The sequence below is a fragment of the Paraflavitalea sp. genome, from assembly GCF_059502485.1.
The window spans coordinates 2,054,160-2,075,997 of record NZ_JCACET010000008.1 but is presented as its reverse complement, the minus strand read 5'-3'; the positions used below and the strand labels follow the sequence as shown (position 1 = coordinate 2,075,997).

The following is a 21,838-nucleotide window of genomic DNA, read 5'->3' as shown; positions in this document are numbered from 1 at the left end:
AACCTTTAAAAATTTATATTAACCTGAATTTCTTAAGGAAGTCATCTTTATAGCTATCGCCTATCGGTAGTTCCTCTTCAACAATAAAAACACAGTTACCGACGAAACTTGTAATTTTTTCGGTATTAATGATATAAGATTTATGAATACGTTCAAGCTGTTGAAATGGAATCTTTTTTTCAAGCTTGGCAAGATTTTGACTTAAAAGAAAAGTCTTACCTGAGGTGTGGATTTCCGAATAGCTTCCTTTTGCCTTAATGTATAAAATATCGGCTGGTAAGATTCTTATATATCTATCTCCATCACGTGCATAGATACGATCATTTATCGTAAAGACAGGTTTACCATCGTCCGATAGTTCACTGGCATCACTGCTATTATCGGCTGTTTCTTCAGCAGCCTTCTTCAGAGCAATCCGAAAGGCAATGTCTACTTCTGCCGCATTAAATGGTTTAATAAGGTAGGCAGCTGCATTGGCTGTTATTGCCTCAGACTTACCCTGGGGGGAAATATTCGACAGAAAAATTACCGGAATAAGTTTATGATCACGGATCTTTTGTGCCGTTTGAATACCATTCAGTTTCCCTTTTAATTTGACGTCCATCAATATAATATCGACCTCTACAGTTGGAACAAATCGAATGGCGTCTTCACCGGCCCTGAATTTGCCGACCACTTCATAGCCAGCATCTCGTAGCGCATACTCCATTTCATCTGCCAGCAGCACTTCGTCTTCAACAATCACTACTTTTATTTTCATGTTGGGATTTTTATGGTGAAAACGGCTCCTTGTTCGTAACTATACTGTACTTCTCCTTCCAGTTCCTCCCTGACAAGTTTGTACAGTAGATTCATTCCATAGGATTCTTCCTGCCGGGGATTGGCTTCTCTTTGGATCCCCGGTCCATTATCCTTCACTTTTAGCTCTATATAACCTGGATGCTGCTTCAAAAGCACCTCGAGAAAGGGATCGGGATGCTGGCCCAATCCATGCTTTATGGAATTCGTAACCAACTCATTTATTATTAATCCCATGTAAAGCGTTTTATCTGCACCCAACTGCACATCGCCAATAGAAATGCGACATTTACTCTTTGAGTAATTGGATGTAAAAAGAAGATCATCAATGAGTCCTTCAAAGTAAATTTTAGCCGATAGGTTATTATTAGGCTCCCTTGACAGGCGATCATGAAGATGGCGTATGGTTTTGATGCGGCTTTCGTTCTGTTTCAGGATTGACTTCAATTCTTCATTACTGGTCATACGGGATTGACCGCTAAATATAGCCATCAGGATGTTGAGATTATTTTTGACCCGGTGGAAGATCTCTTCATTCTTCAAGGCAAGAAGCTCATTGTATTTTTTCCGTTGTACGCTTACCCGGCGGGCCATCAGCACTAAGATAAACATCATAAAAGCACCTATACCCATACCCCAGTTAACAGCATGTTGAAACTTTAATCGCTGCCGCTGGTTCTCTGCATGCAGGTTGAGTACTTCAATTTCTTTTTCAAGGGGACGCAAATAAGCTACTTCTTCTTCCAGGTTATTGGTACGATACTTAACTTCTGCTTCGGAAAATGCTTTCAGTTTTAATTCACTGAGCAACGAATCCTTAAGTCCCAAATAGAGCTGATAATATCTTGTTGCTTCTTTAAACTTCTCATTGGCGGTTAGTAAATAAGCATACATTCCGTAGTACTTAACAAGCAGTTTAGCAGCTTTAATATCTTTAGCAATAGCCAATCCTTCCATCACCAGGCTCTCTGCTTCACTATTTTTCTTCTGTAAAAGAGAAACCCGGGCAAGGTTATGTGTTGTATGTGCAATACCATACTGGTCTTTCAGTTCTCTTTTTAACTTCAGGGATTCAAAAAAAAGTGCTTTGCAGGTATCTATCTTCCCACGATCCAGAAATATCTCACCAATATTGTTAAGCAGGGCAGAACGCAGCCTGTTATTACCATGCCGAATGGCAATTTCCAATGCTTGCCGGAATAAACTCAAAGCAGAGTCTGTACCAATTACACTTTTTACCGTATTAGCGAGGTTGTTGAGTGACTGGGCTACAGCTACCTCATCGTTCAAGCTCTTTCTGAGTTCCAACCCTTTGTTATGGTAGTGCAATGAAAGAGAGTCATAGCCTGACTCATTATACATGTTGCCAAGAATATTATAGATAGATGCTACTTCTGGTGTATCATTCTGCTTTTCAAATAATTCTGCGGACTCAAAAAGTGAAGCCGCAGCCTTTTCCACATCCCCTTTCATCTGATAAACCAAGCCAATGTTTTTGATAAACTGTGGTATTCCTTCATTGCCTGTAGAACGATAAATTGACAGCGCCTTGTGGTAATAAAAGAGGCAACTGTCCAGCTGTGACAAATAATGTTTAGCGAATCCAACATTGTTATAGGCTTTGGCAATCCGGGTGGAGTCTTTGTAAGCCAACTCCAATACGAGGACCGTTCGGTAGTAATTCTCGGCTTGTTGATAGTCTTCACGGCCAGCAAAACACAGCGCTATTCTGCTTAGTGCATTCATCAATAGAAGTGTGTCTTTTTGCTGAACGGCAATCGACTCAGCGCGTTTAAATGCATTTATCGCGGCTGTGTAGTCTTTTTTCTGATAAAAGGATTTACCCTGATCGTACCAATTTTGCTGCTCAGTCAGTATCGTTTTGGTTTGGCCTTTTCCGGGTAGTCCATAAACTAAAAGTAATAGAAACAAAATACCCTTACCCATAGCTGAAGTTGAAGATCTTTGTACAATGTAGTAAAATAAAATAACTTTCGATAAGTCGCCAATAAAATAGGGCGGGATTCTTCCCGCCCTATACGACTCTTGATCATGATCATTGTCTCCAGAAAAATGAGCTAAAACTTCTATGGCTTTCCCTTACCATCATCCGGTGGTGTGGGAGAAGGATCTCCCTGATTTTCACCTCCACCACTGCCACCACTTCCCCCGCTACCAGTACCACCACCGCTACCTGTGCCACCTTCATCGTCAAATGCTGCAACGGGGGTTTCCTGGGGAAACAATTTTCTTAATAAGTCGCTAAGTGAATCTTGCATATCCTTAGCCATTTTACTATTGAAGGATATATTTATATGCAGGTCCCTTCTCTTCCTGCTAATTTTAGCACGAAACATAATTTTAAAATTTAAGTTGTTAATGATTCTCTGATAGCGGTACCAGCTATCACAAGCCGGGTAAAAGAAGATGATCTATTCTTACTGTTCTCCCTGAAGCAGGAAATACATTTACCTGGAAAACTTTTAAAACTCAGGCATTAAGCCTTATGGCCATTTTTCTCCAAGCGCCTGTATTGTGCGCACTTCCTGCATTCGAAGACCAGTATTTCAAAGACCACTCTATCTTTTCCGTTTGTCTGAATCAAAATTCAGAATATTAGCGACGATTGCTTTGAGTTGGTGTTCATTGTATTTACATAGTTATTCCGGAATAATTCCAGAGTATTTCGTGAAGCCTGTTGACCTGTTCAAAAAGGAATTAGACATGTTGGTAAAACAGGTTTTGGCATATGTAGGAATGGCTTTTCTTTTATCTGAAAAAATATGCAATACCCACCTGAAGTACTTCTACGTCTCTTTGATGACGCTGCAAAAAAAGCCAACTTAAGCTATGAGCACTCAGATTCAGAGACACTCGCTTTAGAGATCAATGAACAAGACCCTTCGCATGATATTCAATTTAAAGGGAGGTATCTTTACGATACTTATAGGGCGATCAAAATAGCCATCGGACAGCAGTTATCTTCTGTGGAGTTCAGCCCTCCTCACATTAATCGAATAGCCCAATATATTGGGCTAAGGGATTATCATGCATACAAAAAGAGTATCAAAGAAGAAAAAAAAGGCGAATCCTCGAAGTCTGAAAACAACGAAATCCCCCAAAATGACAACAAGAGTATTGGACCTAAAAATGTCACCAATATTGGACGTGATTTCAATGGCACTTTAAATAATCATTGATATGAGTACATCAAATACCAGCATCCAGATCGGAAAGAACATTATTGGTATTGGCCGGGACTTTAAGGGTAATATTATCAATAATAACCCGCAAGAGCTTTTCCCCAAGATCAATGTCAGTGGCTTCAAAAAAAGTTATTTGCCCCCGACCATAGCTTCCCAAATGATCCAGCATGTAAGAACGAACAGGCTGATTGTTGTAGGGGGTGATTATGGTTTTGACAAGGGTAGCTTACTCCGCTACCTTGCCGAAGAACTGACGGTTGTTTCCAAGCTGGATGTTTTCGATTGGATAGGTGTTACCGAACGTCAAAGCCTGTTTTCTGCCTAGGGCAGCTGCCAGCCGGGAGTATTCATTTTACAGAAGTTGCAGCCTCACCATATTAATTATGATTTGCAGGAATTGGAAAAGATCGCGCAGCAGCAGAAGCTTTACTTTTTGATCAGCACAGATACGCCGCAAAAAGCCTGGCAACTTACACCGTCCTTGCAACAGCAATACTGGATAAATCTCGATGACAAGAATATCAATTATGATCCGGCACTGATCGTGCAGGAATTGGTCAACGCCATCAATAAAGAGATCGGGAACATATCATTCAGTAATGGCCTGAGGTCCGTCACTACCAGCTCGGACCTCCCGGGTGGAAGCATATCGCAATTGGCAAAGAATTTCTCCACACCCGAACAGGTGCATTTTTTTGTGCGGCAGCTATCGACCCAAAAGGGTACTGTTGATCTCACGATCATTCAGGACTGCCTCAAGCACTCTCTTAATAAGCAGGATACGCTGCTGCACAAATGGTTTCATGCGCTCAACCCACTAGAGCAATATATTGGCCTTAGCATGGTTTTGTTCAGTGACCTATTCGATGACCAATATTTTGGCGTAGCAAAGATCCTGGCAGAATCTGCCTGGCAATACAGCCACGACGGCTTAAAGGCGCTGGATTATAAAGACATTGAAAAGTTGTTCAACTTTTTCAAGTACGACACGGTGAACCGCGAACAACGTTATATCCGAAACAAATATCCCAACCAGCGTATCGAGTTGATACAAAGTTCCTGGTATAGTCATCGCAGACATATCAAAATGGCTGTGGAAGTGGGTGTTAGTTTGGCGATAGAAGCCTCCAAGAACAGTCACCGCAACTCGGAACTATATGGTAGCAGGCAAAAGAGAAATACTTTGAGGATGATGGTCAGCAATCTGTTAAGTGACCTGGGTAGGGTATCGAGAAGCCTGATCGAGGAACCACTGCTGATACTCGCTTCGCAGGATGCACTGGAATTGCAGAACATAGCAGCCGGAGCGATTGCCAACTGGCGTGAAATACCCGGCGGCGACAAACAGTTATTTGAAGTACTGAACGATTGGCAAAAGAGTTCGCAATTTACCCTGGCTATGAGCGAACTGATCAAAGGACGGGAAAATGCAGCTACGCCGGTTGCTTATATGCGGTCTGCCATCATTTTAACCATTGGTAAAGCAGCTAATTACGACACTCCCAATCATTTATCGAAAGAGTTGATCGAGTTGTTGTTTTCATTCTTACATGACACGCACCGGCTGGTCAGAAGCAGGTTTATTCAAATCATCCCGGATATCATACGTCACCATGCTTTACAATTCAGTGGATCCATGCAGGTAAACGGAGAGAAAATTGTTCCATTGGAACGCCTGTTAAAAGACAATGACCTGATCTACCCGGTAGCCATCGGCCTGGCATTGGCTTTCCTCGATGATGAGCATAGGATAAGCAAGGTCATTAGTTCCTGTATAAAGTATTGTGAGGGCAACGCTTCCGCCAGCAACCCAAGAGAGCTGAATGACCGGGACAAATTGCAGGCAGCGATGATACTGGCTATTGGGAAAATTATAGAACTGGAAGATGAGCACGAACTGATCAGCGGGAAAACAGCTTATCAACTATTGTATTCCATCAGGGAAAAAGAAAACAATCATGTACTGAAGAACCTGTTGCTGCTGAACATCATAGACCAGATAGGCATCAGTAATAATAAGCGGGACCTGATCGACATCCTATTGCCGAAGCTATCGGCCGATGAGCGTGATCAGCTTGTTTACGGATTCGGCCAATGGTACCTTGAACAACGAAAAGAGCTGGAAGGAGGGGAGAGATCCATCAAGATCAACAATGTAGATTACGATATCTGGATCCACAAAACACGTCCTTTTGTTGAGATAGAAAAACTGATGTTCGACTGGCTTAAGGATGACAATGTACAACTGCAACAATTGGCTACGCTAACGTTTATAGAATTTTCATATGTACTTGAACATGAGGAAGAAAAAGCGCGCCAGCAGGTTATCGACAACGAAAACAGGGCAGCTATTGTCACTCAATCCAATGGAAAACCAGAGCCGTTTAAGTCTGCCCTGGTCAAGAGTCGTTTTTCTTTGATCAACGGTGTTCATAAAACGCTTATCAACACGACTATTTCAAAAGAAGCGGCCAAGATCGTAAATGCTGCTCATCCGGTCATCTCAAGCATGGATGGGCTTAACAAAGAGGATTACAAAAGACTGGTCCTTGAAAAATGGAAAAAGATGCAGGGCAACATCAAAGAAGCCGCTGAATCTTTAGCAAAGTTAAAATAAGCAACCTGGTTGAGGAATCTTACCGCTAAACCTCCATCTGCGCCTGGATTGAATCAATGGCATCAGGTTTTATAAAAGCGCCTGGGTTATTTACTATGTAGTCCAGACGCTGATTGGTTTTAATAGTAATAATCCCCTTATTCAATTCTGTTTGTGCCGCCACCAAATCATCGTAATCTGTATTTTCCTTGAAAAGTTTCATGAGCGCAGGGAATAACTCAATGAAAATGATCAAAATCGCCAAACCCAACGACATATACTTCGTGGCTTTGGCTTCTTCGGCTTTATGTACATCGCCAGGCGTATCGTTTTTCTTAAGCCGTTGGAGCGCGATATAGCGAGATAGCAGATCTTTTGATTTCATAGGAATATCCTGCTTGTAAAGCGCTGTAGCATCTTGCAACAGCTTGGGTTTATTGTTCATAAATTGATCAAGGTCGCTTCTTGCTTTATCCCTAGCTATTTTCTCTTCCTCCCAATGTTGTTTGGCATTTTCATACACGGGACCGGGACCCGCTTGTTGTGTTCTTCCTTCTATCGCTCTTCCGGCAAGCTCCTGATCCATAATTTCTGCCCAATACTGCACCTGCTGTTCATGATGATTGAAGCTATTTTTCAGTTCCTTCTCTGTATCATTCAACCGCTGTGTTTCTTTTTCTCTTTTTTCCACGTTAGGCGCATTCTTTTTGCCCAGTTCATCGGCCAGTTGTTCATTGATCCTTCCTTCCAGGACTTTCAGTTCCAATGGTACAGACAATACGATGCCGATAATAATGGCCAATGGGATACGGACAAGGATAGCCTTTTTATCTTTGGCGGCTACAATTTCCCGATCAAAGGCCATAATGATGAGACCATAAAGCAGCCCGCCCAATGCAAACCTGACGTCATTGGTACCCCAGGCCATCTTTAGGGCATAAGCTCCAGATGCAAATGCCATGATCCCAGTAAAAAATACGAATATGCCAAAGGCAGCCTGGGTGTTTTTGGCTTTGGCACTGCAGCCCTTTATTAACCTCGGGTCTGTTTTGGAGAGATAATAAAAAAACTTGTTCATAACCAGTGATTGTTTTGTGTGGAGAGTTTACTTTTTCTTGTTCCATGGCCGGTTTTCTGTATCCAATTTGAAATCCCGGCCGATAGATTTATGTTGTATGCTTTTCAAGGTTGGTGCGGTATTAAGTTTAGGAATGATCACAACGCTAACCGTTTTTGATGATACGATCCCTAATGGACTGACAGCTGTGACGGTAAAAACGGTATCTTTTTCGATCGTTAGCTGCATGTTTCCGGTTTTGGCTACTTTGCCAATGCCTTGATCTATTTGCACTTCTTCTGCATGCTCCGTATGCCATTTCAACTTGACGATCCTCTTTTCCGAACTGGCAGGTAACCGCTGGCAATCGAGTTGTATAACAGGCGCGCGGCGATCGACTTTTATAAGCAGCTGCGCTTTCACGGATTTAGAGCCGCTGACGGCTTCTAATGTATAGGTAGTGTCATAGTCTGGCGTTACGTCCATCCAAGAAAGACCCGTCACTGTCTTACCATCCAACAACAGTTTATCGGCGCCATCAACCTGCCAGGAGATGCGAACGGGGTTCCTGTTTTCGCGCACCGACACACTTGACTTGAACCAGTGTATCTTCGCCGGCCTGTTCAAGATATCAATGATCGCCGCAGACCATTCCTGCATGGAGGGTCTCTTAGCAGGATCGGTATATCCGTCTTCGAAGCACTTCAGGAATAAAGTCTGGATCTCGAGAGGGAGGGTAGTAAACGCCATATGAGGCTGCGGTATTTTGAAGCATTCACTTTTCCTCCTTCCATTGGGGAATAAGCCTTCCCTGATAAAATCGCTGGTAGCATGAAACTTCGCATGTGAAGCCGTGAAAGGATGTATGCCTAACAGCAATTGATACGCTAATACAGCATAACTAAACCTGTCCCAGGATTCGTCCTTTGGCGACTTGGTTATGGCCGCATGGTTTTTCTGCCACTCCGGCGGAACATACTCTTCCGTAAACACTTCCGCTGGAAAAAGCAGCTGGTTATTGCGGGATATCTGTATGCTATCCATGTCGATAATCGACATCCAGCCGTTGGAATTGATCAGGATGTTATCAGGCTTCAGATCTACCAATACATAGTTCTTTGCATCGTGCACGGCCTGAATGGTCCGGGCAATGTTATAACAAAGGTTGAGGCGGGTCTTCATTGCCTTGGGCTGTGTGCGCTTGAACTTATCCCACTGGGGTAAGTTCTTTATTAACCGGCTCAGGTCCGGCTTACAAAGAAAAGTCAGTTTTACCGGTCTTTCCTTTGATTGCGGATCTCCTGCTACGGGCATAATAAAACCGACAAAATGCCCATCCCGGTATAGCATTTCCCGCGGCCACACCAATGTATTCTGAATGGTTTGCGAACTCCCTTTTACCGGAGAGTTTTTGATCATAAAGTCTATGCGCGCCTCGAGCTTTTTGGCCCTCGCGAGCTTTTCAGGACTTTCATGGTAAAAGATCTTTGCTATCAGATTCGATTGTCCGCCAATGATGTGGTGCACACCACCCTGCCCGCCCGAACTGAATGCCTCCTCCTCAACCTGTATTGTTTTTCCATTATTCGTAGTCAGCTTGATCGCCATAAGCAGTTGATATTTTGGGTTGATTTTCTTCTCCAACGAATACGCCGAGGATCATGGTCTTGTCATCTGTTTCCTTACGTAGCACGTCGTTGCCATTCTGCAGGAAGGCAGCCCATTTCTCTTCCACTTCCTGATTGCTCAATTCACTGATATACATGGAACGCAATGCTTTTACGTTATGATCAAAGAAATCCTGGTCCGGGCTATTGGGATCATAGTAGCGCTCCTCATCCGGGTATTTGTCATAGCATTTCCAGCAAGCCAGTTCACAGCCATCTGACATGAGTGTAAACGCGCTGACGGAATCATTGATCACTTTTGCTTCAACAACCTGATCCCAAGCATCCTGCAACCACTCGGTGGTAAGAAAAACCGTTTGCCCTACCTGTTCTCCCTTGAAGGGCATCATCAGGCTTTTCCATTCTCCTTCATGATTTGCATAGCCTGCGCGGCCATCTCCTATATGCGCCACCAGTATTCGATGTGGTGAAAAGACCAACAGGATCAGGGTACAACTCAAGGATTTAAAATCTACTGCCTCTTCCTGTGCAAACTGCCTGAGATCTTCCTGCAACTCCTTGAACAGTGTGGTTACCCCGGCTGACCAATCCTTTTCATCTACAACCTGTTCCAGATCGAGCCAAGGATTCTCATCTAACAATCCTTTCACTTTCTCTGTGGCTCTTTGAACTACGAAGCCAGATCCGAGGTGTGAATATTCACAAGATCCGGCGCCATCACTTACTACAGCAATGCCACTCGTATCTCCATACAGTTCTATATGATGTGCATCCTGACAGGGCGTTTTATTTTCGATATGCGCTTTACCTGTGAGGGAAGTGCCTACAACTTTCCAACTAATCGGTTGCATAGGCTGGTTAGTCTATTTTGATTTGAAAAGGGTTTGTTTCTTCCGATTTAGGGCTGATGTCGACACTTTCGCCCGGGCGGGATGAAGCAATAGAGGACATGCTGGCACTTAACCATTGGAAGAATTTAATAAAATCCAGCCCTTTTAGTTTCATCGGCTTGAATTGTGGATGGGATATGTTCTCCAGCATTTTCATGTCCGCTCCCTCCACGCCAAAGGCCCAGAAGTTGAATTTTTTATTATCCACGCCTAAACGGATCTCAGCGGAGAGACCGTTTACGTCCTGTCCACCATCAGGATTGCCGTCTGTCATCAGCACGACATAGGGGCGGTAGTAGGTTTGGCCGGTATCTTTATACCATTTTTTCCTCGACTCTACTAACCGTATGCCTTCCCGTACACCGTCTACCAGACGGGTACTACCGTTAATGAGCAGCTGAGGCATGTTAAAGTGTTCCAATAAAGAAAAAGATTGTACTTCGTTTATCTCGCTTCCAAAGGTTACGATAGATATCTCCAACCTGCTGGTGGCCGTTTCGTCGTTAAGAATCTCTTTTTGGAATTCCTTGAGGCCTTCATTCAGTTGCTTAATAGGTTCCCCGCTCATCGAACCGGATACATCCAGTACCAATACGCAAGGACATTTTTGTTCGTGATTTACCGGGGCAGTGCCTGCAAAATCATTGTGCGCCATAGATTGATAATTTAGTTTACAGGCAAAGAAATCTATGGCTACCGGGATAGAAAAACCTGATTTATGAAACAGCTCCTACGCTTTACGAACCAACGGATTCGTATTAACAAAGTTTAAGGCACAGGAATAAAAGTGCAGTAAGTAGAAGGGAAAATTGATAATTGCCTATCAGTCAATCATTGACCTAGAAATACCTATTTGCAATCCGCGCAGCTCGGCCAGTCCTTTCAGGCGACCGATGGCTGAATAACCGGGATAGGTCGTCTTATGCAGGTCATCCAACATCTGGTGTCCATGATCGGGCCTGACGGGCAAAGAAACATTGCGTTGCCTCATCAGTGTTATTAGTTCCCGTACGATGGTATACATGTCGGCATCACCGCCCAGGTGGTCGGCTTCAAAGAAGTTGCCGCTGGCATCGCGTTTGGTATTGCGCAAGTGAAGGAAGTGAATATGTTGTCCCAACCTTTTAATGATGCCTACGAGGTCATTATCGGCTCTTACGCCCAGTGAGCCCGTGCAATAACACAGCCCGTTGGCCGGAGAAGGCACAGCTTGAATAATGTCGGTAATGTCTTGCTCTGAGCTTACCACACGTGGCAGGCCCAGCACAGCATATGGCGGATCATCTGGGTGGATGGCCATACTGAGGCCCAGCCTTTCTGCCACCGGTACTACCTCGCGCAGGAAATAAATGAGATTCTCTTTTAGTTTGGCAGTGCTGATCCCTTTGTAAGAATCCAATGCTGCCAATACTTCCTCCGGCGTAAAACGACCCATGCTGCCTGGCAGACCAAGGAGGGAATTATTAAATACTTGCTCTTTTTCTTCATCACTGTGTGCTCCCATCCAATCAATGGCTGCAGCGATCTCAGGCAGTTCATAATCTTTTTCGGCACCCGGTCTTTTCAACATGTACAGGTCGAACGCTACAAAGGCCAGCCGCTCGAAATAAAGGGCTTTAGCACCATTGGGGAGCGTGTAGCTGATGTTGGTGCGCAACCAATCCAGCACCGGCATAAAGTTGTACGTGATCACTTTGATGCCACAGGCTGCCAAGTTTTCAAGACTTATCTTATAGTTTTCAATGTGCTGCAGGTAATTGCCCCTGCCCTTCTTGATGTCGTCACTTACCGGCAGGCTCTCTACTACCGTCCAGGTCATGCCTTCTGCTTCGATCATCGATTGACGGAGTTGTATTTCTTCTACCGTCCACACATCGCCTACGGGAATATGGTGCAGTGCTGTAACTACACCTGCACATCCTGATTGACGAATATCTCTTAAGCTAACTATATCATGCGGCCCAAACCACCGCATTGTCTCGTGCATTAACATAAGCTTGTGTTCTTTTTACTAACTAAAGGTGAGCCGCTCCGCCGTGCTGCCGAAGCCGCGCAGCAGAGCGACCCACCTTTAGCTTTATGGTATTCTTTTAATAAATTCATTGGCCCTGATCTCGTCGAGGTTATTCAACGGCCGTTCAAGGTCATAAGGTATGGGCATGCGGCTGAATTGTTGAAAATACAGCAGGCAGGCATCTTTCCATAATACAGCATCACTGCTTTGTGTTCGCAACTTACGTTGTATTGCTTTAAAGCGGAAGCTGTCTACGTAAGGTTGCGCCCTGTCCCATATCTTTTGAAACTCACGCACCTGGCGAATGCCTTTATCGTAATGTACACAGATCTCATCCCACAAAGTACGGCCGCTTTTCATTTTATAATCCCACGGCAAATGGTGGAACCAGAGTAAGAACATATCCGGACAGGTTGCCGGATCATTCAACTGAGAGGCCAACGGTTCACGATACTGGCTAACAGCATCGCTTCCTTTCTTAGTACGGTCGAAGCCCACGCCATTCGTGCTGGCCTGGTGGTAGTAAGGCGGTGTCCAGTCGGGTCGCATTTTTTCGGGCGCCCACCAGGGACCGGGACCATAGTGACCATTGGCCGACATGATGTGGTGAAAGCCAAGTGGCGTCATGTAGTTTACTACTGCTTCCCTGCTCTCCAGCATCATTCTTTTTACAGGCACCAGGAAGTTCTCTCGCCAGTCGGTTGAGTATAATGATGAGCCTGTATTGGAAGATGCGATGGGATGAAAGGTCAGCCTGATCCATTCATCTGCGATCTGATCGCTTTTGAGGTTATTGTTCCAGGCAAGGCGTCCGAATGCATACCAGTTGGCCTGGGCAAAATCGTGGCCACACCAATTAGTATCCAAACCCACATTGGATACCCCTGCTATAGCGGTAAGTTTTTGGGGATAGATACTGCCATCTGTACAACGCGCCACCGTGCTGCCGGCTCCTTCCTGGTAAGTATCGCTCTTAAGACATTCTTCCCACATCGTTGATAGAAAAGCGAGGTGCATAGAATGTCCGAGGTATTCCTGCGTTACCTGCATTTCGGCCATCACCGGTGTTTTCTTCATGGCGCCAAACAATGGGCTGAAGGGTTCACGTGGCTGAAAATCTATCGGCCCATTCTTTACCTGTATGATCACATTGTCTCTGAATTGTCCATCCAGAGGTACAAATTCATTGTAGGCTTGTTTTGCGCGGTCTTTATCATTAGGGCTGTATACAAAGGCGCGCCACATTACGATGCCGCCGTACGGTTTCAGTGCATCGGCCAGCATGTTGGCACCATCAGCGTGGGTGCGGCCAAAATCCTGTGGGCCGGGTTGTCCTTCACTGTTGGCTTTTACGAGGAAGCCACCGAAATCCGGTATCAGTGCGTATACTTCTTTCACTTTATCCTTCCACCATTTTACCACCGCAGGGTCCAACGGATCGGAAGTGCTGATGCCACCAATTACTTTGGGAGAAGAGAAGTTAACTGATAAATATGTTTTGATGCCATAAGGCCGTAATACGGCTGCAACGGCTTTTGCGCGGTTGAGGTAATCAGGTGTCAATATGGATGGGGAAGCATTCACGTTGTTGATCGATGTGCCATTGATGCCAATGGATGCATTGGCGCGGGCATATTCCTGCCAACGTGTTTTATCTTTCTCCGTCACGGTAAACGGATCATCCTTACGCCAGAAAATGGACATACCAGCATAACCACGCTCCACAGTTCCATTCAGGTTGTCCCAATGGTTCAATATCCTGATGTCGTAAGAAGGATTGCAAATTTCATCCTGCACAGCTTCGCCAGTTTGCTGACGACGTAACAGTTCATACACGCCATACAAGATACCAAGATCCGTATTGGCTTCTACTGCGTTTGGTGTAAGGCGGAAGCCATCTGCTTTAAGCTTGTTGTTTTTTGTGATCGTGAGGGTAACGGTGGCGTTTGCCTTTCCCTGCCATCCCTGTTGCAGTTCCTGCTTTGCGATCGTGAGCGCCGGTGTGGTTTTCGCAGAAACGATGTTGACTGGTACAGCTGCTTTCTCGTTGCGCAACCAGAGTTCATGTCCATCCTGCGCTTTCATCGTGAAAATGCTGCCAATCAGTAACAGGCTAAGGAAGATTGTTTTCATATGAGATGCTTGTTTATTCGTTGAACGTACCCTTCGACAGGCTCAGGGTGACAGACTCGACAGGGGTGACACCCAAGGATGATGTTAAATATAAAAAAGATTGGTTGCCCGGCGGGCAGCCAATCTTTTTTATTGGAGTTGCTATGATCTATTGATAGCCGGGGTTTTGATATGCCACTTTCTCTTCGGCTGTCATATCCATGCCATCCAACTGGCTTTGTGGAACGGGCCTCAGATAGTATTTAGGCTCGATGGTACGTGTTACAGTTTGTGGAGTATGGTTGCCATACGCTGCGCCACCGATCTGGTAAGAACCAGCCAGCTCAGCCCACTTTTGGGTACGCACCAGATCAAACCAACGATGTCCTTCACCGAAGTATTCGCGGGAACGTTCGGCCAGGATATAGTTAATATCGATCGTAGCAGGGGTGGCTGCCGTCATGGCCGCACTGTTGTCTGCTACAAATGCTGCATTGTTCTTGTTGGAGAAACGCCATTTGCCTGCACGGGCGCGGATCACATTGATGAGATCACGGGCGGTTTTACCAGTAACGGTAGTAGCGCCTTTCACGGCTGCTTCAGCAGCTATGAAATACAGTTCTGAGAATTTGCCAATCTTGAATGGACGGGTGCTGGTAGCATTGGGTTGACCCAATCCTGTACCGTTATCGGTACGGTATACACCCATCTTCCATAAGCCGGGGAATACAATTCTGCTGATACCGTTGGGAGAGATCACGAAATCGGATCTTCCGGGAATTGTGCCGGCGCCTATGCTATTGCTGGATAGTTTTCCGGGAAAATTAGCTCCGGTGGGATAAGTAATGGCGCCAGCCAGTGTTTCATCTTCCAGGAAAGTTAGGATAGGCTGGCCGGGTGTCACCGGCAGGTCATTCGCATTGTATAATGTCGCGTTGGTAGTTCCTCCTTTGGGCCAGTTGCCTCTGTACACTGTGCTGAAGGTGCCATCATAACGAGAATCCAATGTTTTATCGGCAAATGTGTTCTTAATAGCGCCAATTGTTGGAGACATACGAATGTAAGGACGTCCTAAAGGTTGCGCAGCTTCGCGCTGAACAGAACTTACAGCAGCACCTGTGCCATCGGCATTTGGCGCACTTCTAACCACTGTGTAGTTGAAGGTGACCATCCAAACAGCAGAGTTCCTTCCATTACCGCTTTCGCTATCAAAGCAGGCTATACAAGCGCCGTTGTAAAACTCACTTTCCTGCGTGTGGTCGGCATACAGGATCATTTCCTTGTTGCGGTCGTTACCGCCCAGGTGCAGATCATAGAACGTGCTTTCCAGGCCAAAAGGACCAGGATTGTCGATGCCCTGTGCTGCGATGTCGTATGCTTTTTGGAAATACCATTGTGCATCATGGTTATCTGGATCGGTTCTTCCTGTTGCCGGATAGGTAGGAATATTGCCTGGATTTTGCAACCACCAGCCGTATGTGAGGTACGCTTTCGCAAGGTAAAGACGTGCTGCTGTTTTAGTAACACCGCCGGTTACCCTTGGCACATCCGGCAGATCAGTAATAGCCTGCACCAGATCGGGGAAGATGGCTTTGGTGTATACCTGTGGCACTGTATTACGTATTGATTTGCGGGAAGGTGTTGTATTGAACTTCAGCTCACCTGCACCCAGATCGAGGGGCACGCCGCCAAATGTTTGCACCAGCAGAAAATAATCGAAGGCCCTGAAGAACCGCGCCTCAGCTACCAGCGCATTCGAGATGGAGCCTACCGCTGCTGCATTCTCAATAATGCCGCTGGCGGTATTGATGTTGGAAAACGCTGTTCCCCATAAAGCATCCGAGCGGCTGCTGAGGGGTGTTATCTGTCCTACACCACTCAGGTCCATATCCCTAAAGTTGGCATCAGCGCCCTGGCCGTAGGTATATTCGTCGGTACCCGTTTCCAGGGTGTTGTAATAATAGGGCTGACCATATAAAAAGCGCAGGTGGGCATACTGTGATGTGATACCGCCCAACACACCTTTTTCGGTTTTAAAAAACCCTGGTTCGTAAAAACTACGGGGTTGCTCTTCCAGCACTTTGCTACACCTTGTAAACAGCAGCATTGTGCATACTGATACTATTAGTGATTTTATAAGCAGATGTTTCATATACTAATGTTTTAAAAAGTCAGGTTAACGCCAACAATGTAGTTACGGGTTGCAGGAGTGTTGTATCCTACAGTGAGGATACGCCTCAGGTTTGCATTGAGGTTCACTGATGCATTCTCATTACCGAATGAGTTCGTCTCAGGGTCCATGCCTGATTCTTTATGGAATGGCGAGAACAGCACAAATGGATTTTGAGCGGTAACATACATGCGCAGTTTAGCACCGGATTTCTTGAGCAGGCTGTGGCTGAAATCGTATCCCAATGTGATGGTACGTACCTTCAGGAAGGAACCGTCGAAGTAGCTGAGGGTGCTGCCATATTTGGGGTTATCGCTGCTTACAATACCACCGGGTTTAGGATACTTTGCATTGGTATTGCTTTCTGTCCAGTAATCCACATTGATGTTGTTGCGGCGTCCGCTCAACAGGTTCAGGTAACCGTTAGAACCATGAATGGTGCTGAACAGGATACCACCACTTCTGAAGAAGCCAACGACACCCAGGTCAAATCCTTTGTAGGATACACGGGTATTGAAACCGCCTTGGAAATCGGGGTCTACATCCATGATCTGCCTGTCGGCCTGACCGATTGCGCGTTCTGGTGTACCATCGGGTTTGAAGCCACCGGTATATTTCACCTTGATCATACCGATGTTGCCGCCTGGCTCCAGGGTACTCAGGTATTGATCATCTTTTTGCCACAAACCTATACGCTCGAAATCGTAGATTGAATTGATGTTATGGCCTACAAACCACCAGTTGCCTTCATCACGTGTTTGACCGGAAGCGAGCGATGTGAGTTTATTCTTGTTTACATAGAAGTTAACACCCAGGTCCCAGGTCCAACCGTTGTGGTTGTCGAGGATGGTACCGTTCAATGCCAGCTCGAAACCTTTGTTCTCTGTCGATCCGATGTTGGCAGTATAGCCAGTCACACCAGAGGTGGGTGGCAGACCAAGGCCCAACAGGATGTCTTCGGTTTTTGTGATATAATATTCGATGGTACCTGACAAACGATTTTTGAGTATTGCGAAATCAAGACCAACGTTCCAGGTCTTGGAGAATTCCCATCCAAGATCCTGGTTGGGGAGCTGCGATACATAGAAGCCTGTGGAATAACTGCTGGGGCCGAAGTTGTAAGGTCTTGTATCCAAACGTCCCAATGTGGCATATGGTGCGATGGCCTGGTTAGAGGTTTCTCCATAGCCGGCACGCAGTTTCAGGTTGTTGATCAAAGAAACGTTCCGCATAAATGATTCGTTGGAAATATTCCAGCCTACGGACACGGCAGGATAGGTATGCCATTTGTGTCCTGGCGCCAGACGGGAAGAGCCATCGGAACGCACGGTGGCAGAGATCATGTAGCGGTTATCGTAAGAATACATTACACGTCCCATTGCTGACAGGAGGCCCCACAACTGATAGTCCTGGTTGGCAGGGTCGATCGTCAATTGACCGGCAGCCTGACCGAGGTTGTAGTATTGAAGGGCATCGGCAGGCACATCGCGCGCCGCCATGTTGGACCTGTTGTATTTGCTTTGTTCTACTGAATACAAGGCTACTGCATTGATGGTATGTTTATCACCAAAAGTGCGGTCGTAGCTAAGGATGTTTTCCAATGTATAGTGAACGGTATTTCTGTTGTCTATAGAAGCAGAAGAGGCAGTATTGGGGTTGAGCGCATCGCCCACACCAGCACCGGTATAAGCACCATTATTTGTTTGAATGTAATCAAGACCAAGGTTCACACGGTATTTCAATCCATCAACCCAGGGGGCTTTCACTTCCGCATAGATAGCGTTGTAGGTAGCAAAGCCACGTGTTTCGTTCACCCACTGGTCGTTGTCTGTTAATTTTTCCACCACATCTCTGGTATATACATATTGGTTGTCGGCCGCCATGCGTATACCTCTTTTCAATGAACCATCTGCATTGAAGGGCGTGGAGATCGGCGTCATACTTAATGTATTGTATAAGCCTACCTGGTTGCCCTGGCTTTGGTTGAAGTTGGAGTTGGAGGTAAAGCCAACACGGAAGTACTTACCTACCTGTTGATCGATCGAACCTCTCAGCGAATAGCGTTTGTATTGCTGTGTGGGTATCACACCCTGGTTGAGGTAATATCCTCCGCCAAAGTTGTAACTGCCCGACTCGGTGCCGCCAGACAGGCTAATGTTTTGATCTGTAACGATGCCGGTGCGATAAAACAGGTCCTGCCAGTCGGTGTTGAGGCTATCTGCTTCATCCTGACCGTTAGGATATTGATTGGCTGCTTTGCGGAGTGCTACAAACTGGGGTCCGTTCATCATCGGGTATTTCGCGAACACTTTCAGCGCGCCTACATAGCCACTGTAATTGATGCGTGGCTTCCTGTTCTTGTTGCCTTTTTCTGTTGTAACCAATATTACACCGTTGGCGCCGCGTGAACCGTAGATAGCGGTTGCCGAGGCATCTTTCAGTACGTCGAGGCTTTTGATGTCATTGGGGTTGATATCGGCCAGTGACCCGATAAAGGGAATACCATCTAATACGATCAGCGGGTTGTTGTCGGCGCTCAGTGAGCGTGTACCGCGGATACGTATTTGCATGGTAGCACCCGGGCGGGTGGAGGTTTGTGCAATGTCCACACCAGCCAGACGTCCCTGCAGCGCCTGAGAGATGTTTGGAGAAGGCACATCGCGTAATTTTTCACCGCCAATAGAAGCTACGGAACCCGTTACCGCTTCTTTGCGTTGTGTACCATAACCTACCACAATTACCTGATCAAGATCGCCGGCAACTGCGGATAGTTCTATATTAATTGTATTGTTATCTCCCACCTTCACTTCTTTGGTAGCGTAGTTGACGCTCGACACCACCAGCGTGGTGCCTTTTGCCGCTGTGATGGTATAGGTACCATCATCAGCCGTGTTGGTACCATTCGCTGTTCCTTTCACCACTACAGAAGCATTAGCCACCGGCTCTCCTGAACCGGTAGTTACTTTACCTTTCACGGTATTTTGAGCAAAAGCAGCTGTTCCTGCGAAACAGGTTAACAGCACCAGCAAGAACCTGGCAGTTATTTTTTCCTGCATCAGCCTTAGCAGGACAAACCTTTCTCGGTTTTGAGTTTTTTTCATATCCATCGTTTTGGTTGACAGTTTTAAATGTGATTGTTAGCAACGCGGGTCATTTGCAGACAGACCGCAGGTGTGGGCGGGGAAGTCCCATGACGGGAGAGTACGACATAAATGCAAGGAAAAACGGAGGCGCGTGAGAGACGAATAGTCTTTTCCATACGGCAATTTTTAAGTAGCGTTCCAATCGTTTAGGCAGACAATGGGTTTATCTGCGGAAACGAATATAGGCAAAAAACACAAAATAGCAACCGATTGCATTTTTTTATTGAAATTTCTTGCCTTATCGCATATGACCAGGACAAGATGAAGCTGCTGATTGCTGCTGCATATATAATATATACAGGGTTTCTGGCCCTGTAAAAACAATTTGGGGCTGTTTGATATTTTTTTGCGATCTTCAGCAACCGATTGCAAACATGAAACAGAAGAAAGAGGTTACGATCCACGATATTGCCAAAAAACTTGCACTCTCCTCTGCTACGGTAAGCAGGGCTTTGCAGGATAATCCCGCCATCACCAAGAAGACCCGGACAAGGGTTCAGGAAGCGGCCCGCCTGCTGGGTTACCGCCATAATATCTTCGCCAGCAGTTTGCGGAAACAACAGACGAATACAATAGGTGTGATCGTTCATGAGTTGAAGAGTAATTTCATCACTTCGGTACTGGCCGGCATTGAAAGGATCACTTCCGATGCAGGTTATGATCTTATTATTGCGCATTCTTCCGAGAGTTATAAAAAGGAAGCTGCCAACGCAGCCAACCTGTTCCATAAGAGAGTAGACGGCCTTATTGCCTCCCTCGCCTTCGACACCATTGGGCTCGATCACTATGCACAGTTCCAGGACAGGGGCATACCGGTGATCTTCTTCGACCGGGTGGAAGAGCGTTCGGAAAGCACCAAGGTGATCATCGATAATTATCAATGTGGTTACCAGGCTACCAAACATCTGATAGAACAGGGTTGCAAGCGGATCATCATGGTGACCGGCAGCCTGGAGCGCAACGTTTATGCACAGCGCTTCAAGGGTTATAAAGCAGCGCTGGCTGAGCGTGGTTTACCTTTTGACGACCAGTACCTGCTGCTCAAAGACCTGAGTGAAAGATGTGGGGTGGAAGCGGCCCAACAGATATTACAGATGGAACCACGTCCAGACGGGGCTTTCATTACGAATGATTTCTCCGCAGCGGTGTGTATGCAACATTTGAAGGAGCAGGGTGTTCGTATTCCTGAGGATATTGCTGTGGTAGGCTTCAACAATGACACCATCGGCAGGATCGTGGAGCCTTCTCTCACCACCATCGATTACCGGGGGCAGGATATGGGTGAGATCGCCGCCAGGAGCCTTGTAAATCACTTGCAAGGCATTTCCAATATCAGCCATACCAATACTATCGTGATGCGTTCGGACCTGATCATCCGTAAGTCATCATTGAGAAATCGCACAACCTGAGATATTTTTGCAAAGCCAAACAGTTAAGTATTTAAGCATAAGATCATAAACCAACAAACAATGACAGCAATTCGCCGAAAAACAGCTATAGTGACCGGAGGCGGCTCTGGCCTTGGATTTGCCATTGCCTCGACGTTTGTGCAACACGGCATCCAAACCATCATTGCAGGCAGGAATAAGGAAAAATTAGCGGCTGCTCAACAACAATTGGGTGAGCTATGTCATGCGATAGCCTGTGACGTATCTGACCTTGCTTCCGTACCGGGTTTTGTGCAACAGATAATTGCCCAATTTGGCCAGATCGATATTCTCGTGAATAATGCCGGCATCAATATGAAGAAGGAATTCACCGAGGTAACGGATGAAGAGTTCCAACAGGTGCTCCTCACTAACGTGACTTCGGTATTTGCGCTCAGCCGTGAAGTGGTAAAGCATATGTTGCCCAAACAATCGGGCAGCATCATCAACATCAGCTCGATGGCTGCGCAGTATGGTCTTCCGAAAGTAATTGCTTATTCGGCCAGTAAAACAGCTATCGATGGCATGACGCGGGCCATGGCTGTGGAGCTTTCACCCAAAGGTATTCGTGTGAATGCCATTGCACCTGGTTTCATCTATTCGGAAATGACGGCGAAGGCATTGGATAGTGACCCTGAAAGGAAGGCTAAGGTGTTTGGCCGTACGCCTATGGGCATCATGGGTCAGCCTACTGATATTGGCGAGGCTGCTTATTTCCTGGCGAGTGATGCTGCGCAGTTCATTACGGGAGTTGTGTTGCCGGTGGACGGAGGGAACAGCATTGGTTTTTGATCTAT

16 protein-coding genes are annotated in these 21,838 nt (G+C 46.0%); 5 read left to right on the top strand and 11 right to left on the bottom strand.

Going from position 1 to position 21,838, the window contains the following annotated elements; all coding sequences use genetic code 11:
* Positions 1 to 13: 13 nt before the first annotated feature.
* The 3 genes from AC5JBY_RS10990 to AC5JBY_RS10980 all read right to left on the bottom strand — a co-directional run bounded on the left by AC5JBY_RS10990 (position 14) and on the right by AC5JBY_RS10980 (position 3,077).
* Positions 14 to 760 (bottom strand): LytR/AlgR family response regulator transcription factor, encoded by a 747-nt coding sequence (locus AC5JBY_RS10990; protein WP_495904632.1) that lies wholly within the window; start codon positions 758 to 760, stop codon positions 14 to 16.
* A complete protein-coding gene (locus AC5JBY_RS10985; protein ID WP_495904631.1) occupies positions 757 to 2,745 on the bottom strand; it encodes a tetratricopeptide repeat-containing sensor histidine kinase in 1,989 nt (662 codons plus the stop codon). The genes AC5JBY_RS10990 and AC5JBY_RS10985 overlap by 4 nt, the downstream gene beginning before the upstream one ends.
* 140 nt (positions 2,746 to 2,885) lie before the next feature.
* Positions 2,886 to 3,077 (bottom strand): hypothetical protein, encoded by a 192-nt coding sequence (locus AC5JBY_RS10980; RefSeq protein WP_495904630.1) that lies wholly within the window; start codon positions 3,075 to 3,077, stop codon positions 2,886 to 2,888.
* Positions 3,078 to 3,581: 504 nt separating this feature from the next.
* Here AC5JBY_RS10980 and AC5JBY_RS10975 point away from each other — a divergent pair.
* The 3 genes from AC5JBY_RS10975 (at position 3,582) to AC5JBY_RS10965 (ending at position 6,621) form a co-directional block, all read left to right on the top strand.
* Positions 3,582 to 3,998 (top strand): hypothetical protein, encoded by a 417-nt coding sequence (locus AC5JBY_RS10975; RefSeq protein ID WP_495904629.1) that lies wholly within the window; start codon positions 3,582 to 3,584, stop codon positions 3,996 to 3,998.
* Between the two features lies 1 nt (position 3,999).
* Positions 4,000 to 4,329: a hypothetical protein gene (locus AC5JBY_RS10970; protein WP_495904628.1), complete on the top strand. Its 330-nt coding sequence runs from the start codon at positions 4,000 to 4,002 to the stop codon at positions 4,327 to 4,329.
* 63 nt (positions 4,330 to 4,392) lie between these two features.
* Complete coding sequence (locus AC5JBY_RS10965) at positions 4,393 to 6,621, top strand: hypothetical protein (RefSeq protein WP_495904627.1); 2,229 nt, start codon at positions 4,393 to 4,395, stop codon at positions 6,619 to 6,621.
* Between the two features lie 25 nt (positions 6,622 to 6,646).
* Here the strand turns inward: AC5JBY_RS10965 and AC5JBY_RS10960 are convergent, their stop codons facing one another.
* From AC5JBY_RS10960 to AC5JBY_RS10925, 8 genes are all read right to left on the bottom strand, one after another.
* Positions 6,647 to 7,678 (bottom strand): DUF4407 domain-containing protein, encoded by a 1,032-nt coding sequence (locus tag AC5JBY_RS10960; RefSeq protein WP_495904626.1) that lies wholly within the window; start codon positions 7,676 to 7,678, stop codon positions 6,647 to 6,649.
* 27 nt (positions 7,679 to 7,705) lie between these two features.
* Complete coding sequence (locus AC5JBY_RS10955; protein ID WP_495904625.1) at positions 7,706 to 9,265, bottom strand: protein kinase domain-containing protein; 1,560 nt, start codon at positions 9,263 to 9,265, stop codon at positions 7,706 to 7,708.
* Complete coding sequence (locus tag AC5JBY_RS10950) at positions 9,240 to 10,136, bottom strand: PP2C family serine/threonine-protein phosphatase (RefSeq protein ID WP_495904624.1); 897 nt, start codon at positions 10,134 to 10,136, stop codon at positions 9,240 to 9,242. Before AC5JBY_RS10950 ends, AC5JBY_RS10955 begins: the two co-directional genes overlap by 26 nt.
* A gap of 7 nt (positions 10,137 to 10,143) precedes the next feature.
* Positions 10,144 to 10,830, bottom strand: a complete 687-nt coding sequence (locus AC5JBY_RS10945) for a vWA domain-containing protein (protein WP_495904623.1) — start codon at positions 10,828 to 10,830, stop codon at positions 10,144 to 10,146.
* 168 nt (positions 10,831 to 10,998) lie between these two features.
* The gene (uxuA, locus tag AC5JBY_RS10940) at positions 10,999 to 12,162 is read right to left on the bottom strand and encodes a mannonate dehydratase (RefSeq protein WP_495904622.1); all 1,164 of its coding nucleotides are present in this window, start codon (positions 12,160 to 12,162) and stop codon (positions 10,999 to 11,001) included.
* Positions 12,163 to 12,252: 90 nt separating this feature from the next.
* Complete coding sequence (locus tag AC5JBY_RS10935; RefSeq protein WP_495904621.1) at positions 12,253 to 14,322, bottom strand: alpha-glucuronidase; 2,070 nt, start codon at positions 14,320 to 14,322, stop codon at positions 12,253 to 12,255.
* A gap of 148 nt (positions 14,323 to 14,470) precedes the next feature.
* Positions 14,471 to 16,453 (bottom strand): RagB/SusD family nutrient uptake outer membrane protein, encoded by a 1,983-nt coding sequence (locus AC5JBY_RS10930; RefSeq protein WP_495904620.1) that lies wholly within the window; start codon positions 16,451 to 16,453, stop codon positions 14,471 to 14,473.
* Positions 16,454 to 16,464: 11 nt separating this feature from the next.
* The gene (locus AC5JBY_RS10925; RefSeq protein ID WP_495904619.1) at positions 16,465 to 19,572 is read right to left on the bottom strand and encodes a SusC/RagA family TonB-linked outer membrane protein; all 3,108 of its coding nucleotides are present in this window, start codon (positions 19,570 to 19,572) and stop codon (positions 16,465 to 16,467) included.
* Between the two features lie 416 nt (positions 19,573 to 19,988).
* Here AC5JBY_RS10925 and AC5JBY_RS10920 point away from each other — a divergent pair, with 416 nt between their 5' ends.
* Both AC5JBY_RS10920 and AC5JBY_RS10915 read left to right on the top strand, forming a co-directional pair.
* Positions 19,989 to 21,023 (top strand): LacI family DNA-binding transcriptional regulator, encoded by a 1,035-nt coding sequence (locus tag AC5JBY_RS10920; RefSeq protein ID WP_495904618.1) that lies wholly within the window; start codon positions 19,989 to 19,991, stop codon positions 21,021 to 21,023.
* Positions 21,024 to 21,083: 60 nt separating this feature from the next.
* Positions 21,084 to 21,833 carry an SDR family NAD(P)-dependent oxidoreductase gene (locus AC5JBY_RS10915; RefSeq protein ID WP_495904617.1) on the top strand — a complete coding sequence of 250 codons (750 nt, stop codon included), beginning with the start codon at positions 21,084 to 21,086 and terminating at the stop codon, positions 21,831 to 21,833.
* Positions 21,834 to 21,838 lie beyond the last annotated feature (5 nt).

Coding starts and splice junctions, on each gene's coding strand:
- AC5JBY_RS10990 (WP_495904632.1), bottom strand. CDS start 760: ATGAAAATAAAAGTAGTGATTGTTGAAGACGAAGTGCTGCTGGCAGAT.
- AC5JBY_RS10985 (WP_495904631.1), bottom strand. CDS start 2,745: ATGGGTAAGGGTATTTTGTTTCTATTACTTTTAGTTTATGGACTACCC.
- AC5JBY_RS10980 (WP_495904630.1), bottom strand. CDS start 3,077: ATGCAAGATTCACTTAGCGACTTATTAAGAAAATTGTTTCCCCAGGAA.
- AC5JBY_RS10975 (WP_495904629.1), top strand. CDS start 3,582: ATGCAATACCCACCTGAAGTACTTCTACGTCTCTTTGATGACGCTGCA.
- AC5JBY_RS10970 (WP_495904628.1), top strand. CDS start 4,000: ATGAGTACATCAAATACCAGCATCCAGATCGGAAAGAACATTATTGGT.
- AC5JBY_RS10960 (WP_495904626.1), bottom strand. CDS start 7,678: ATGAACAAGTTTTTTTATTATCTCTCCAAAACAGACCCGAGGTTAATA.
- AC5JBY_RS10955 (WP_495904625.1), bottom strand. CDS start 9,265: ATGGCGATCAAGCTGACTACGAATAATGGAAAAACAATACAGGTTGAG.
- AC5JBY_RS10950 (WP_495904624.1), bottom strand. CDS start 10,136: ATGCAACCGATTAGTTGGAAAGTTGTAGGCACTTCCCTCACAGGTAAA.
- AC5JBY_RS10945 (WP_495904623.1), bottom strand. CDS start 10,830: ATGGCGCACAATGATTTTGCAGGCACTGCCCCGGTAAATCACGAACAA.
- uxuA (WP_495904622.1), bottom strand. CDS start 12,162: ATGCACGAGACAATGCGGTGGTTTGGGCCGCATGATATAGTTAGCTTA.
- AC5JBY_RS10935 (WP_495904621.1), bottom strand. CDS start 14,322: ATGAAAACAATCTTCCTTAGCCTGTTACTGATTGGCAGCATTTTCACG.
- AC5JBY_RS10930 (WP_495904620.1), bottom strand. CDS start 16,453: ATGAAACATCTGCTTATAAAATCACTAATAGTATCAGTATGCACAATG.
- AC5JBY_RS10925 (WP_495904619.1), bottom strand. CDS start 19,572: ATGAAAAAAACTCAAAACCGAGAAAGGTTTGTCCTGCTAAGGCTGATG.
- AC5JBY_RS10920 (WP_495904618.1), top strand. CDS start 19,989: ATGAAACAGAAGAAAGAGGTTACGATCCACGATATTGCCAAAAAACTT.
- AC5JBY_RS10915 (WP_495904617.1), top strand. CDS start 21,084: ATGACAGCAATTCGCCGAAAAACAGCTATAGTGACCGGAGGCGGCTCT.